The organism is Ruegeria sp. J8 (assembly GCF_056531925.1).
The window spans coordinates 389,135-403,030 of the sequence record NZ_JBQFMR010000002.1 but is presented as its reverse complement, the minus strand read 5'-3'; the positions used below and the strand labels follow the sequence as shown (position 1 = coordinate 403,030).

Annotated in this window: 15 protein-coding genes; 8 read left to right on the top strand and 7 right to left on the bottom strand. The window is 58.9% G+C overall.

All coding sequences use genetic code 11. The features are described from left to right. Nucleotides 1-63: 63 nt before the first annotated feature. Genes ACR0L1_RS05525 through ACR0L1_RS05515 form a run of 3 tightly spaced genes read left to right on the top strand, consistent with a single transcriptional unit; the run spans nt 64 to nt 3,417 of the window. Nucleotides 64-1,446 (top strand): aldehyde dehydrogenase family protein, encoded by a 1,383-nt coding sequence (locus ACR0L1_RS05525; protein ID WP_480857570.1) that lies wholly within the window; start codon nt 64-66, stop codon nt 1,444-1,446. Further along, nucleotides 1,443-2,588 carry an iron-containing alcohol dehydrogenase gene (locus tag ACR0L1_RS05520; RefSeq protein ID WP_480857568.1) on the top strand — a complete coding sequence of 382 codons (1,146 nt, stop codon included), beginning with the start codon at nt 1,443-1,445 and terminating at the stop codon, nt 2,586-2,588. Before ACR0L1_RS05525 ends, ACR0L1_RS05520 begins: the two co-directional genes overlap by 4 nt. Before the next feature lie 58 nt (nt 2,589-2,646). After that, nucleotides 2,647-3,417 carry an alpha/beta hydrolase gene (locus tag ACR0L1_RS05515; protein WP_480857567.1) on the top strand — a complete coding sequence of 257 codons (771 nt, stop codon included), beginning with the start codon at nt 2,647-2,649 and terminating at the stop codon, nt 3,415-3,417. 18 nt (nt 3,418-3,435) lie between these two features. On the opposite strand, the gene ACR0L1_RS05510 is transcribed toward ACR0L1_RS05515, so the two are convergent. From ACR0L1_RS05510 to ACR0L1_RS05495, 4 genes are all read right to left on the bottom strand, one after another. After that, nucleotides 3,436-3,717, bottom strand: coding sequence for a DUF1496 domain-containing protein (locus tag ACR0L1_RS05510; protein ID WP_480857566.1), 282 nt, complete (start codon nt 3,715-3,717; stop codon nt 3,436-3,438). 148 nt (nt 3,718-3,865) lie between these two features. After that, nucleotides 3,866-4,693 (bottom strand): hypothetical protein, encoded by an 828-nt coding sequence (locus ACR0L1_RS05505; protein WP_480857564.1) that lies wholly within the window; start codon nt 4,691-4,693, stop codon nt 3,866-3,868. Between the two features lie 9 nt (nt 4,694-4,702). Beyond that, nucleotides 4,703-6,661 (bottom strand): DNA topoisomerase IV subunit B, encoded by a 1,959-nt coding sequence (parE, locus tag ACR0L1_RS05500; RefSeq protein ID WP_480857562.1) that lies wholly within the window; start codon nt 6,659-6,661, stop codon nt 4,703-4,705. A 109-nt stretch (nt 6,662-6,770) separates the two neighbouring features. Beyond that, nucleotides 6,771-7,325 (bottom strand): NYN domain-containing protein, encoded by a 555-nt coding sequence (locus ACR0L1_RS05495; RefSeq protein ID WP_480502642.1) that lies wholly within the window; start codon nt 7,323-7,325, stop codon nt 6,771-6,773. A 154-nt stretch (nt 7,326-7,479) separates the two neighbouring features. Here ACR0L1_RS05495 and ACR0L1_RS05490 point away from each other — a divergent pair, with 154 nt between their 5' ends. Beyond that, nucleotides 7,480-8,088: a carboxymuconolactone decarboxylase family protein gene (locus ACR0L1_RS05490; RefSeq protein ID WP_480857560.1), complete on the top strand. Its 609-nt coding sequence runs from the start codon at nt 7,480-7,482 to the stop codon at nt 8,086-8,088. Here ACR0L1_RS05490 and ACR0L1_RS05485 read toward each other — a convergent pair. Further along, nucleotides 8,068-8,961, bottom strand: coding sequence for an alpha/beta fold hydrolase (locus tag ACR0L1_RS05485; RefSeq protein ID WP_480857558.1), 894 nt, complete (start codon nt 8,959-8,961; stop codon nt 8,068-8,070). The two genes, ACR0L1_RS05490 and ACR0L1_RS05485, sit on opposite strands and share 21 nt — an antisense overlap. Before the next feature lie 127 nt (nt 8,962-9,088). On the opposite strand from ACR0L1_RS05485, the gene ppk2 reads away from it, so the two are divergent. Together ppk2 and ACR0L1_RS05475 are read left to right on the top strand one after the other, a co-directional pair. Beyond that, nucleotides 9,089-10,012 carry a polyphosphate kinase 2 gene (gene ppk2, locus ACR0L1_RS05480; protein ID WP_480502639.1) on the top strand — a complete coding sequence of 308 codons (924 nt, stop codon included), beginning with the start codon at nt 9,089-9,091 and terminating at the stop codon, nt 10,010-10,012. Nucleotides 10,013-10,114: 102 nt separating this feature from the next. Continuing rightward, nucleotides 10,115-11,476 carry an MATE family efflux transporter gene (locus tag ACR0L1_RS05475; protein WP_170788902.1) on the top strand — a complete coding sequence of 454 codons (1,362 nt, stop codon included), beginning with the start codon at nt 10,115-10,117 and terminating at the stop codon, nt 11,474-11,476. Here the strand turns inward: ACR0L1_RS05475 and ACR0L1_RS05470 are convergent. Both ACR0L1_RS05470 and ACR0L1_RS05465 read right to left on the bottom strand, forming a co-directional pair. Further along, nucleotides 11,473-11,868 (bottom strand): hypothetical protein, encoded by a 396-nt coding sequence (locus tag ACR0L1_RS05470; protein WP_170788901.1) that lies wholly within the window; start codon nt 11,866-11,868, stop codon nt 11,473-11,475. The two genes, ACR0L1_RS05475 and ACR0L1_RS05470, sit on opposite strands and share 4 nt — an antisense overlap. 16 nt (nt 11,869-11,884) lie before the next feature. Continuing rightward, complete coding sequence (locus ACR0L1_RS05465) at nt 11,885-13,087, bottom strand: pyridoxal phosphate-dependent aminotransferase (RefSeq protein WP_480857555.1); 1,203 nt, start codon at nt 13,085-13,087, stop codon at nt 11,885-11,887. Nucleotides 13,088-13,178: 91 nt separating this feature from the next. On the opposite strand from ACR0L1_RS05465, the gene ACR0L1_RS05460 reads away from it, so the two are divergent. Together ACR0L1_RS05460 and ACR0L1_RS05455 are read left to right on the top strand one after the other, a co-directional pair. Beyond that, nucleotides 13,179-13,571 carry a helix-turn-helix domain-containing protein gene (locus ACR0L1_RS05460; protein WP_170770305.1) on the top strand — a complete coding sequence of 131 codons (393 nt, stop codon included), beginning with the start codon at nt 13,179-13,181 and terminating at the stop codon, nt 13,569-13,571. After that, nucleotides 13,568-13,825 (top strand): succinate dehydrogenase assembly factor 2, encoded by a 258-nt coding sequence (locus ACR0L1_RS05455; protein ID WP_336510109.1) that lies wholly within the window; start codon nt 13,568-13,570, stop codon nt 13,823-13,825. The genes ACR0L1_RS05460 and ACR0L1_RS05455 overlap by 4 nt, the downstream gene beginning before the upstream one ends. Nucleotides 13,826-13,896 lie beyond the last annotated feature (71 nt).

Genomic DNA, 13,896 nt, shown 5'->3' with positions numbered 1-13,896 from the left:
CTCCCCGGGATATTTTGGGCCAGATGAAGCAGGGATCCTGTTTCTTTCGAAAATGGAGTGAAAATGGGGCAGATGTTGCAATGTGTCTCGCCGATTGACGGATCGGTTTTTGCGGAGCGTGAAGTGTTGTCGGCTGAGGCGGCTTTAAAGTCCGCCGCGCGGGCCCGTGCGGCGCAGGTGGAGTGGGCGGCGCGGCCGTTGCAGGAGCGGATTGATCTTGTAATGGCAGGTGTGGCCGCTGTGGGGGCGATGAATGACGAGATCGTGCCAGAGCTTGCGCATATGATGGGCCGGCCGGTGCGCTATGGCGGTGAGTTTGGCGGGTTCAATGAACGTGCAAGTCATATGGCCGAAATTGCCTCAGACGCTCTGGCCGATATCGCTGTGGGTGAGGATGAGACCTTCAAACGCTATATCAAGCGTATTCCGCATGGGGTCGTTTTTGTGGTGGCGCCTTGGAATTACCCCTATATGACGGCGATCAACACGGTGGCACCTGCGCTGATTGCGGGCAATGCGGTGGTGCTGAAACACGCCACACAAACCTTGCTGGTGGGTGAGCGTATGGCGCAGGCGTTCCACGCGTCGGGAGTGCCCGCGGATGTGTTCCAGAACGTGTTCCTCAGCCATGACGTGACCAATGATCTGATCGCTGGCAAGGCGTTTGATTTCGTAAACTTTACCGGCTCGGTCGGCGGCGGACAGGCGATGGAACGCGCGGCGGCGGGCACCTTTACTGGCGTTGGTACCGAGTTGGGTGGCAAGGATCCGGGCTACGTCATGGAGGATGCCGATCTGGATGCGGCGGTCGATACGTTGATCGACGGGGCCATGTTCAACTCGGGCCAATGCTGTTGCGGGATCGAACGGATTTATGTGCATGAAAGCCTCTATGACGCCTTCGTTGCCAAAGCGGTTGAGGTGGTGAAAGGTTATAAGCTGGGCAATCCGCTTGACGCTGAGACGACGATTGGCCCGATGGCCAACGTCCGCTTTGCTGATGAGGTGCGCGCGCAGATTGCCGAGGCTGTCGCGGATGGTGCCGTTGCCCATATCGAGACCTTCGCTGAGGATGATGGGGGAGCCTATCTGACCCCACAGATCCTGACCAATGTCACCCATGACATGCGCGTGATGCGGGATGAGAGCTTCGGCCCGGTTGTGGGCATCATGAAAGTGTCCTCGGACGAAGAAGCCATCGGGCATATGAATGATAGCGAGTTTGGCCTGACTGCCAGCCTCTGGACCAGTGACGTGAATCGCGCGGCGCGGGTGGGGGACCAGATCGAAACCGGCACCGTGTTCATGAACCGTGCGGATTATCTGGACCCGGGTCTGTGCTGGACCGGCTGCAAGAATACCGGACGCGGGGGCGGATTGTCGGTCATCGGCTATCACAACCTCACACGTCCAAAATCCTACCATCTGAAAAAGGTGACATCATGAGCCTTGTTGGAAACTGGTCCTATCCGACCGCGATCAAGTTCGGCGCTGGCCGGATCAAGGAATTGCCCGAGGCCTGCGCGGCGGCTGGGATGAAACGCCCCTTATTGGTGACGGACAAGGGGTTGGCCGATCTGCCAATCACCACGGCCACTCTGGATATCCTCGAGGCCGCAGGGCTGGGACGAGGGCTGTTCAGCGAAGTAGACCCGAACCCCAATGAAAAGAACCTCGAAGCCGGGGTTGCCGCCTATAACGCGGGCGGCCATGACGGGGTGATTGCCTTTGGCGGTGGCTCGGGGCTGGATCTGGGTAAGATGGTCGCCTTCATGTGCGGCCAGACGCGCCCGGTGTGGGATTTTGAGGATATCGGCGATTGGTGGACGCGCGCCGATGCCGATGCCATCGCGCCGATCATCGCTGTGCCGACCACTGCCGGAACCGGGTCCGAGGTGGGGCGGGCCAGCGTCATCACCAACTCGGAAACGCATGCCAAGAAGATCATCTTTCACCCCAAGGTTCTGCCTGCGGTCGTGATCTGCGACCCTGAATTAACCGTGGGCATGCCCAAGTTCATCACCGCAGGCACCGGTCTGGACGCGTTTGCGCATTGCGTCGAGGCGTTTAGCAGCCCGCATTATCACCCCATGTCCCAGGGCATCGCGCTGGAGGGGATGCGGCTGGTCAAGGACTACCTGCCACGCGCCTATGCTGACGGTACCGACATCGAAGCCCGCGCCCAGATGATGAGCGCAGCGGCAATGGGCGCCACGGCGTTCCAAAAGGGCCTCGGAGCGATCCACGCGATGAGCCATCCGATTGGCGCGGTGTTCAACACCCATCACGGCACCACCAACGCGGTCTGTATGCCCGCCGTGCTGGATTTCAACGCGCCCGTTATCGCGGACCGGTTCCAGCAGGCCGCGGCCTATCTGGGCATCGAAGGCGGCTTTGACGGCTTCCGTGCCTTTGTGCAGGCGTTCAACGACAGCTTTGCCATCCCGCGCAAACTGTCCGATCTGGGCGTGACCGAAGCATCGATCCCGGAACTGGTCAAAGGTGCGATCACCGACCCGTCCTGTGGCGGCAACCCGATTGAACTGACCGAAGACAACCTGACCGCGCTGTTCAAAGCCGCGCTGTAACAGGGTTGCAGACCCGATCCCTCACCTCGCATACTGCGCGCAGGTGAGGGAGATTTTCATGACCAAAGAGATTGTTCTGATCCACGGGGCCTTTGCTGGGCCGTGGTGTATGGAGAATTACGCGGGCTTCTTCCGCGCGCGCGGCTGGACGGTTCACACCCCTGCGCTGCGCTACCATGGCGGCGACCCTAAGGCCGAGCCCGATCCCGGCCTGACCGACACCAGCGTCATGGACTACGCCGATGACGTTGCCGCATTCGTGCAGGGGCTGGATAGCAAGCCGGTGCTGCTCGGCCATGCCATCGCCGGGGTGGTGGCACAGCAGGTGGCGTCTCGGGGCCTGGCCAGCGCTATTGTCCTGATCAACCCGAACGCAGCCTGGGGGACGTTGCCTGAAACCGATGATGAGCGCGCCGTGCCTCGTGCGCTGATGGAGGGCGGGGCGTTCTGGAAACAGCCCATGCGCGTCGATTTCGACCTGATGGCCCCTTTTGCGCTGAACAAACTGCCCGAGGCACAGCAGCACGAGGTATTCGATCAGCTTGGCCCGGAAAGCGGGCGGGTGATGTTCGAGATGTTCTTTTGGATGTTCGACGACCACCACGCGATGAGGGTGGATATCGACAAGGTCGACTGCCCGGTGCTGATCGTTTCCGGAACCGCGGACCGGGCCGTGAACCCCAACACCTGCCGCGCGCTGGCGGAACTTTACGGCGTGCGAGCCACCTTCCTGCCAGCCGAAGACCACGCCCATTTCCTGTTCATGGAGCCCGGCTGGGAGGGGCCAGCAGGTCAGATCGCGGATTGGCTGGAGCAAAAGGTGGGCTAGAACGCCCACCCAACGCGTTCAGTTGTTGGTCGAGAATGTGCTCTGCGGTTTCCACTTCAGCGAGCCATCCTCTTCACGATGACAACGCAGCAGGCGTTCTTGAACGGTGCTGACGGTGCTGGTTACGGTGTTGTCACCGACCATCAGAACAAATGCGTCTTCGGAATAGGCCATGCCTTCATAATAGCAAAACCGCTTCTCGGCACCTTCCGGAATTGGCGATGCGGTGCTGAGCATTTGCTGCGCTGGGGCTTGTGTGGCCAGCAAGGTCAGCGTCAGCCCGAGGGTTGTTGTCTTCATGTCGTCCTCCCGTTGAGAGATCAGTGGGTCAAATGGGTCTTGGACGCTCGGGAACCTCAAATATCGTTCTTGAATGACGGGTTGAGGGTAAGTGTGAACGAGATCAACGGGTTAGGCAAGGGGTTTGCGGTGTTGACGCAAGCCGAATCTAACGTTGATCTCCGTGGAAATATGTTTTGTAGTCGGGTATCGCTGGCTTAATAGGCCAGATGTTGCATTCGCTGCAAAATTCTTCGGGGTTTAGTGCCCGCGCTCTAACGCCATCTTCGTGTAGTTTTTTCTGAATTTGCCGATATGGTTTCAAAAACTTTTCGTCTGCGGTCAAGAACACGTCCAATCCGTATGCATCGCATATTGTGAAGTGCCATATATCACCTCTTTGGGATTTGCCCGTAATATGCCGGTAGATTCTATTGTATTTTCCCAATTCAAATCGGCATTCGTCCCGGTCCCTTTCGACGACGGGACCTATCGGCCAACTTGAGCGACGCGAATGGGTTAAGCGGCTGCAACCAAACTCGATAGAGGTGTACTCGACGTCATGATCGAGAGGGCGACAGAGTAGACTGCTCCTGAACTTGTTTGGAGCCTTGCTCTTTTCCGCATCTACTGTTGGTAAAACAACTAATTCAATTTGGTCGTTTCGCGCCAGTTCAAAGATGGAATAAAGGAAAGGAACCTGAAAAATCAAATCTTCGCTAAATTTAGGGACAAACGGTCCGAGAAAACCGTGCGAATGAGTTTCCTGGCCAACTTTCCACTCTTCAGTGTACCAAGTTGGCCTCTCAAAATTGGCGAGTTGCAGGAGTTGAGTGTCTAACGCAACTCTAGGAACACGACGCAGTTTGTTTAAGTTCTGTGCCAGTCTAGCAGAATTATATGCACCCAGGTGCATTCGAGACTTTCGAGAAAAAAACTGATACCAGCCAACGGCTTTTTTTTCTCCAAAAAGGCGGGCAACTAGCGAAGCGAACATCGCTTCTCCTCAAACATCCAACTCCTCCACAAACCGCGCGTTTTCCTGAATGTACTGGAACCGCAGTTCGGGTTTCTTGCCCATCAGACGCTCGACGAGATCGCCGGTTTCGCCGGGTTCGTCCTCATCAATCGTGACGCGGATCAGTTTGCGCGAGGCCGGGTCCATTGTGGTCTCTTTCAGGTCCTTGGCGTCCATTTCGCCCAGACCTTTGAAGCGGGACACGTCGATCTTGCCCTTGCCGCCCAGACCTTTTTCTAACCATTCGTCGCGCTCGGCCTCATCCAGACAATAGACGCGTTTGGCGCCTTGGGTCAGGCGGTACAGAGGCGGGCAGGCCAGATACAGGTGGCCCGCGTCGATCATGGGCCGCATCTGGGTGAAGAAGAACGTCATCAACAGTGAGGCGATATGCGCGCCGTCCACATCCGCGTCGGTCATGATGATGACCTTGTCATAGCGTAGGTCGTCGACGTTGAACTTGGTGCCAAGGCCCACACCCAGCGCTTGGGTCAGATCGCTGATCTCGGCATTGGTGCCCAGTTTCGAACTGGCCGCGCCCAGCACGTTCAGGATTTTGCCGCGCAGGGGCAGCAGGGCCTGGGTTTTGCGGTCTCGCCCCATTTTGGCCGAGCCGCCCGCCGAGTCGCCCTCGACGATGAATAACTCGGTCCCGTCACGTGTTGAACTAGAGCAGTCCACCAGCTTGCCGGGGAGACGAAGTTTTTTAGTGGCGGACTTGCGTTGTGTCTCTTTCTCGGCCCGTCGGCGCAGACGTTCCTCGGCTCGGAGTATCACAAAGTCGAGTATCGCGCCGGCGGATTTCGTGTCCGCGGCCAGCCAGTTATCGAAATGGTCGCGGACCGAATTCTCGACCAGGCGCTGCGCCTCGACCGTGGCCAGACGGTCTTTGGTCTGGCCCACGAATTCCGGCTCGCGGATAAAGCAGGACACCAGCGCGCAGCCGCCGGTGATCAGGTCTTCGCGGGTGATCTGCGCGGCTTTCTTGTTGTTGATCAGCTCGCCGTAAGCCTTGATCCCCTTGAGGATCGCGGCCCAGAACCCCGCTACATGGGTTCCACCTTCGGGAGTGGGGACGGTGTTACAGTAGGATTGGATGAACCCATCGCGCGAAGGTGTCCAGTTGATCGCCCATTCGACCTTGCCCGGTGTCCCGAACTTCTCGGTGAAGTCCACGGTGCCTGCGAAGGGCTGCTCGGCATAGGTGGACGAACCGTTCATCGTCTCCTTGAGGTAATCGGACAGGCCTCCGGGGAAGTGGAACGTCGCCTCGGTCGGGGTCTCGCCATCGTCGATGGCGGATTTCCAGCGGATTTCCACGCCTGAGAACAGATAGGCCTTGGAGCGAATGGATTTGAACAACCGCGCCGGTTTGAACTTGTGGTGGCCAAAGATTTCGGCATCGGCGTGGAATGTCACGGTGGTGCCGCGCCGGTTGGGGGCCGCGCCGACTTTTTCGACCGGACCCAGCGGGATTCCGCGGGAGAACCGTTGTTCGAACAGCGTCTTGTCCCGCGCCACCTGTACGACCATCGAATCCGACAGAGCGTTCACCACCGAGGCACCAACCCCGTGCAGACCGCCCGAGGTCTGATAGGCCTTGCCCGAGAACTTACCGCCCGCGTGCAGAGTACACAGAATGACCTCAAGCGCGGACTTATCGGGGAATTTGGGATGCGGATCAATTGGGATACCGCGCCCGTTGTCGCGCACGGTTAGGGCGTAATCTTCGTGCAGTTCCACCTCGATCCGGTTGGCGTGCCCCGCGACCGCTTCGTCCATCGAGTTGTCGAGGATCTCGGCCACCATGTGATGCAGCGCGCGCTCATCCGTGCCGCCGATATACATGCCGGGGCGTTTGCGAACGGGTTCCAGTCCTTCAAGCACCTCAATCGAAGAGGCGTCGTATGTGGAGGTGGCGCTGGGCGTCAACAGATCGTCTGGCATCGGTGCTGCTCTTGTTTTTGGGTTTTACCCATTATGGCAGGTGATGTGGTCCGGGGGAAGAGGGGCGCGAAGTGTTGTGGGCGGATTGCGGCGCGCAACCAAGGTCGGATCAAAGCGAAAGCCAGAGTTTTTCGTTCTTAAAACCGCCCCGTATGGTGTGTTCAGGTTGCAGAATTTGGCTGAAATCCTCAGCCCAGTCGCGGAATCTGTCATTGGATACGACGAATCCCCGATAGTCGGTAGCCGCCTGTAGAACCAGCGGGTCTGCCGGTGTGCCGCTGGGGGCAACCAGAACGCGGTCTTTGGGCAGGCTCAGACGTCGGGCAAGGACGCGGTGATCCAGATAACGGTCAGATATTTTGTAGCCCACATTGGCATCAAAGACGACGCCGGGCGTATATCCGGCCTGCGACAGTTTCTCGACAACATCGCGCACCGTTTCGAGGCTGGGTTCGCCATCTTTCCAGTGCATGACGTTTGATCCGTCAATAACCGCCCATTTTCGCGGGGTGTGGAGGCGTTGCAGACCGCCCCAAAGGATCAATATCGCGCTGCCGAAAGCGCACGGGGCGGCCAGCAATACCCAATCCGACGCGGCTGGGTCCAGCGCTGCGTAGAGGGCCGCGATGGTGGAAAGCAGAAAACAAGTAATAAGCAGGCGCATGTTAGATATCTGAGTGGCGTTCTTGCAAAACGGGAAAATGGGTTTTCGAATTCAATCTCTTCAGGTCTCTTATCAAAACCGGTTGATTGTTAATAGGGAAATCAGCAAACCTGTCCGCAGCCCGGTGGCAGTCAGGAAAAAGGACATCGTTTCAATGAGCTGGATCAAGACCATACCGTTCGAGGACGCCTCGGGGAAGCTGAAGAAACTGTATGAGCGGGTGACGGGGCCGGGCAATAATGTGGACAACATCATGATGGTGCATTCCTTGCGCCCGCATTCGATGGAAGGCCACATGGCGATGTACAAGAATGTCTTGCACCATTCGGCCAACACCATCCCGAAATGGTTTCTTGAGGTCCTGGGCGTGTGGGTCAGCGCGCTCAACCGCTGCGACTATTGTGTCGAGCATCATTTCAGTGGCCTGCAGCGGCTTTTGGCTGACCCTGACCGAGGCAATGCTATCCGTGCCGCGATTGAAGCTCGGACACCGCAGACAGCCCCTCTAGATCCGGCGCAGATCGCGGCGATGGGCTATGCGCGCAAACTGACCGAGGCGCCTGCGGAGCTGACAGAAAGTGATATTGAGGCTCTGCACGCTGCAGGGTGGGAGGATGGAGAAATCCTCGAGATCAATCAGGTCTGCGCCTATTTTTCTTACGCCAATCGCACGGTTCTGGGGCTGGGCTGTTCCACCGATGGGGATATTCTGGGGCTGTCCCCCAACAACTCGGACGATCCGTCAGACTGGGGACACCGTTAAGGCTCGGGTCCAGTTCAGAATGGCCTGCGCCAGCGCCTTGGGGCGTTGATGATGCAGCCAGTGGTCCGTGCCGGGAATGTCAATGCGGGTCAGGTCGGGGGCGAACTCTTCCAGCCCCTCAGTGGCCTCGGGTAGCAGGGCCTTGTCCTCAGATCCCCACAGCAAAAGATGCGGGCAGCGGACCAAAAGGCGCTCGATCGGCAGCTCGGGCAGATTCGTCAGCGGTTCGCCGGGTTTCGCCACCACCAGCGGAGAGGCGCGGTACCAGTTCAGCATTGCGTCCAACCGGCCGGGCCGGGCCCATTCGGTGCGATAGGCCTGCATTTGTGCATCCGACAGCCAATCCAGCCCCATCCCGTACCGAATGAACCTCTCGAGCCGCGCGAAATTGTCGGCAGAAAATCTTTGGGCGGCGTCTTCGGCCCTCAGATCGTTGATATATTGCGAGGCCGCTGATTGCGCTCCGCCCGACGCCATCGCGCGCTGAAACGGCACCGGGTGGACGCCATTGGCGATAATCAGTCGGCCCACCAGCTTGGGCTGGAACATGGCCAGCCCATAGGCGACTGAGGCCCCCCAATCATGGCCCAGAACCGTGACAGGTGCGCCCAGCATATCGATCAGCGCCGCCATGTCCCCGACCAGTTTTGACAGGGTATAGTGCCCGACCCCCTCGGGCGCCCAGCTTTGGCCATAACCACGCTGGTCCGGGGCAATACAATAGAAGTGTTCAGCTAGATGCGGGGCCAGATCAGCCCATGTGCCGCCATATTCAGGAAAGCCATGCAGCATCAGCAAGGGCGGCAGGCTGGGATCGCCCCAACTGCGTAGAAAGAACGGCTGTCCGTCCAGTTCGACAAATCTGCTGTCCACGCGTTAACCCTCTGCTGCCATAGCCAAAAACAGAACCACAAGGTTACAGCAATTTGATACCAATCAAAGCGCGAAATGGTGGTCTCTGCTAGTCATTGGGTCAGACAGCTTTTCAAGGAGAGAATGCATGGAAACAGCGGCGCGGATCGAAAAGACACAATCCTCCGCCAACGGCGTTCCGGTGCCCACGACCGGCCCGGCTGAGCCCAGCCCCGAGAAAATTCGCCACGCGTTTGAAAGCGGCAAGTACCCTTATGGCCGCAAGATGGCGCGCAAGATCTATGAGGCGCAAAAGGCCGAGTTGCAGGCTGAGCTGCTGAAGGTTCAGATATGGGCGCAAGAAACCGGCCAGCGGTTCGTGTTGCTGTTCGAAGGCCGTGACGCTGCGGGTAAGGGCGGCACAATCAAGCGGTTCATGGAGCACCTGAACCCACGTCAGGCCCGAGTGGTTGCGTTGAACAAACCCACCTGGGAAGAGAAGGGTCAGTGGTATTATCAGCGTTATGTTCAGGAATTGCCCACCGTTGGTGAAATGGTGTTCTACGACCGGTCCTGGTACAACCGCGCAGGCGTGGAACGGGTGATGGGCTTCTGCTCGCCCAACGAATATCTGGAATTCATGCGCCAGACTCCGGATCTTGAGCGGATGCTGGTCCGCTCGGGCATTCAGCTTTACAAATACTGGTTCTCGGTCACGCAGCCCGAACAGCAACGCAGGTTCAAAAGCCGCGAGACGGACCCGTTGAAACAGTGGAAACTGTCGCCGATCGACAAGGCCAGCCTTGACAAATGGGACGACTACACCGAGGCGAAAGAGGCGATGTTCTTCTATACTGACACCGCCGACGCGCCATGGACCATCATCAAGTCGAACGACAAGAAGCGTGCGCGCCTGAACACAATGCGGCATTTCCTGTCGACGCTGGACTACCCCGGCAAGAACCATGATGTGGTCCGCGAGCCTGATCCCTTGATCGTTGGACAGGCGCATCACGTCATCCATCGGTCCGAGCACATCCTTGGCAGCGCACTGCACCCTGATGCGCGTTAGTGTCATCCGGGGCTGTTGATTGGCCCCGGACCGAGAGTCTCATCCTGAAATTTCGCTGATCTGGACTTGTCCCGGCCTCGGGCCGGGCATAAGGCTGGGGCGATGAACAAGGTGATGACATATCGCGGCCATTTCCGGGCCATTACCGTGCTGGGCCTACCGTTGGTGGGCGGGCATCTGGCGCAGTTTGCTATCGGTCTGACCGATACCATCATGCTGGGCTGGTACGGGGTCGAAGCTCTGGCGGCTGTAACCCTAGCCAGTAGTTACTACTTCGTGCTGTTTCTGTTTGGGGCCGGGTTCGGCTGGGCGGTGATGCCCATAGTCGCCACCGCCGCCGCCGAGGAGGATGAGACCAGCATCCGCCGCTCGACCCGCATGGGGCTGTGGTTGTCGCTGATCTATGCCGCGTTGATGATGCCACTGCTGTGGTGGTCCTACCCGATCCTGATTGCGTTGGATCAGGACCCCGAGGTCGCCCGGACCGCCGCGCAATATCTGCGGGTCGCGGGCTGGGGCCTGTTCCCGGCGCTGATCGTGATGGTCCTGAAATCCTATTTGGCGGCGTTGGAACGCACGCAGATCGTGCTGTGGATCACTGTGACGGCGGCTGTGGTCAACGGTTTCACCAACTATGCGCTGATCTTCGGCAATTGGGGCGCGCCCGAGTTGGGCGTGATCGGTGCGGCCATCGCTTCGGTCGTGACACAGGTTGTCTCGCTGGTTTTCGTGGTCATCTACGCCGTGCGTGTCTTGCCCGAACACAGCCTGTTTCAGCGCTTTTGGCGCCCGGATTGGGAGTTCTTCTTCAGCGTCCTGCGTCTCGGTGTGCCCATCGGTCTGACCACATTGGCCGAGGTCAGCCTGTTTGCCATGTCGGCAATCATGATGGGCTGGCTGGGACAAGTGCCGCTGGCGGCGCATGGTATCGCGCTGAATCTGGCCTCGGCTACGTTCATGGTGCATCTGGGTCTGTCCAACGCGGCCACGATCCGCGCAGGTAATGCGCTGGGCCGCAAAGACCGGGCACATCTGGAAAAAGGCGCGATTGCTGTGACGGCGATGTCGCTGGTGATGTCGGTGCTGACCGTGATCCTGTTCCTGACCTGCGCCGAGCCGCTGATTTCCCTGTTTATGGAGGCGGATGACCCGCAGCGGTCGCAAATCCTGCTGATCGGAACCGGGTTGCTGGCCATGGCGGCGCTGTTCCAACTGGTCGATGGCGCGCAGGTGATTGCGCTGGGCTTGTTGCGTGGATTGCAGGACGCCAAAGTGCCAATGGTGATGGCAGGACTCAGCTATTGGGTCGTGGGGATTCCGGCCTCGTATTACTTCGGCTTTGTCCAGGGGATGGACGGGATCGGCGTGTGGCTGGGCCTTGTGCTTGGGTTAGCCTTCGCAGCGGTGTTACTGATGGCGCGGTTCTGGATGCGGTCGGTCCGCTCGGTCCCGGTGGCAGGTTAGTCTTTGGTCAGACGATCCGCCTTTTTACGCACCAGAACACTGCGCAGATCGTGCATCGCCAGTAATAGCCGGTCGGTGACATCCTCAAGCTGCGCGTCTGTCGCTTTGGACTGCGCCCACTGAGTCGTTAGGTTTAGGTAGTCCACGGCCCGGTGAATGTCATCCATATCACGCTGTGCCAAAAGGGCTGTGCGGTCCTCGATCCAACGCGTGATAGCGGCCTGGTCGGTCTCGGTCAGGGTGCGCTGCCCCTGCGGCTTGACCTCACCGTTGCGGATGTTGATGACCGCGATCTGGTCCATCTCGATCCGGCGTTGGCGGTTTTCGGTGTCGATCCGAAAAACCGCCGCCCCATTCTCGCGCACGCGAAAGTAATATTCGGGCAAATCCACGGCTCAGAGCCTCCGATCAGGTCAGTGCGGCGCAGAACCGCTGAATGCGGGTGCAGGCCTCGGTCAGCGCAGCGTCCGAGGTTGCGTAGCTGACGCGGAAGTTTGGGGACAGACCGAAGGCAGCCCCGAAAACGACGGCCACGTCGGCTTCTTCCAACAATGCCGTGGCAAAGGCTTCATCAGATGAGATCACCGTGCCTGCCGGAGTAGTCTTGCCGATCAGCCCTGCAATCGAGGGGTAGACATAGAACGCGCCTTCGGGAGTGGGGCAGGATACACCGTCAATCTCGTTCAGCATCCGCACTACCAAGTCGCGGCGGCGTTTGAATGTCTCGGCATTGGGGGCCAGAAAGTCTTGCGTGCCCTCCAGCGCCTCGACTGCCGCCCATTGACTGACGGAGCAGGGGTTCGAGGTCGACTGAGATTGAATCTTGCGCATCGCGGCAATCAACTCGACCGGACCCGCCGCATAGCCGATCCGCCAACCGGTCATGGCATAGGCCTTGGACACGCCGTTGCAAGTCAGAGTGCGCTCATAGAGGCCGGGTTCAACCTCGGCCGGGGTGCAGAACTCGAACCCGTCATAGGCCAGGTGCTCATACATATCATCAGACATGATCCAAACATGCGGATGGCGCATCAGCACATCGGTCAATGCCTTCAGCTCGGCCCGGCTATAGCCCGCGCCCGTTGGGTTGGACGGAGAGTTGAAGATGAACCACTTGGTGTTTGGCGTGATAGCGGCCTCAAGCTGGTCGGCGGTCAGTTTAAAGCTGTTCTCGAGCGTCGTTTCCACAACAACCGGCGTGCCTCCGGCCATTAGCACCATGTCGGGGTAGCTGACCCAATAGGGCGCAGGGATGATCACTTCGTCGCCGTCGTTCATCGTCGCCATCAGCGCGTTATAGAGCGTTTGCTTGCCGCCCGTGCCCACCGAGATCTGCGCAGGCGTATAGTCCAGGCTGTGGTCGCGCTTCATCTTCGCGCAGGCGGCCTGTTTCAGCTCGGGGATGCCATCGGGTGCGGTGTATTTGGTTTTGCCCGCCGCAATCGCGGCAACGGCGGCATCCTTGATGTTCTGCGGCGTGTCGAAATCGGGTTCTCCGGCGCTCAGGCCGATAACGTCGCGTCCCGCGGCCTTCAATTCGGCCGCTTTGGCCGTCATGGCGATTGTAGGCGACGGTTTTACGCGTGACAGTGTCGCAGACAGGAAACTCATGGGGGCCCTCGGTTTGAATGATCAACCTGTCTGTCATAGGGTGCGCCCGAACGACGATCAAGCGATATGAATTGTGGAATTGGAGACCCCGATGAACGACGAAAACGACTGGTACGGCCCGGATTCAGCGACATTCGGCGACCGTCTGGCAGGTGCACGTGAAGCTGCGGGGATGACACAGTCACAACTGGCCCGCAGGTTGGGCGTGAAAAAAGCAACCCTCGCGGATTGGGAAAACGACCTGTCCGAGCCGCGCGCCAACCGCCTGTCGATGCTGGCCGGGATGGTAAATGTCTCGATCATGTGGCTGCTGACCGGGGAAGGCGAGGGTATGGATGCGCCCTCGGAAGCTGAAGAACCCATGCCCGAACTTGTGGATATCGTGGCCGAGCTACGCTCGATCCGGGGCGAGATGCGAGCCAGCGCGGAACGAGCCGCGAAACTGGAAAAGCGTCTGCGACAGATGGCTGAGCAAGTCCAGTGACCGAGCAGCGGGACACGCGGATCAAGCGGTTGAAAATGCGTTCGATGCGCCGGGGCATCAAAGAGATGGACCTGATCCTGTCGGCCTATGCCGATCGCAATCTTGGCAGCATGGATGAGGCGTTGCTGGACCTGTACGACGCCCTGCTGCACGAGAATGATCAGGACCTGTATCAATGGGTGACAGGACAGGTTTCCACGCCCGAGCCGTATGCAGATCTGATTGTGGACATAGCGCAAACCTTTCAAAAGTAAGAGCAAAATCTGCTTAACTGAATATTCGGTTTTTCGATTCATGCTGCCTGAAACGGCGCGATTGAATCGGA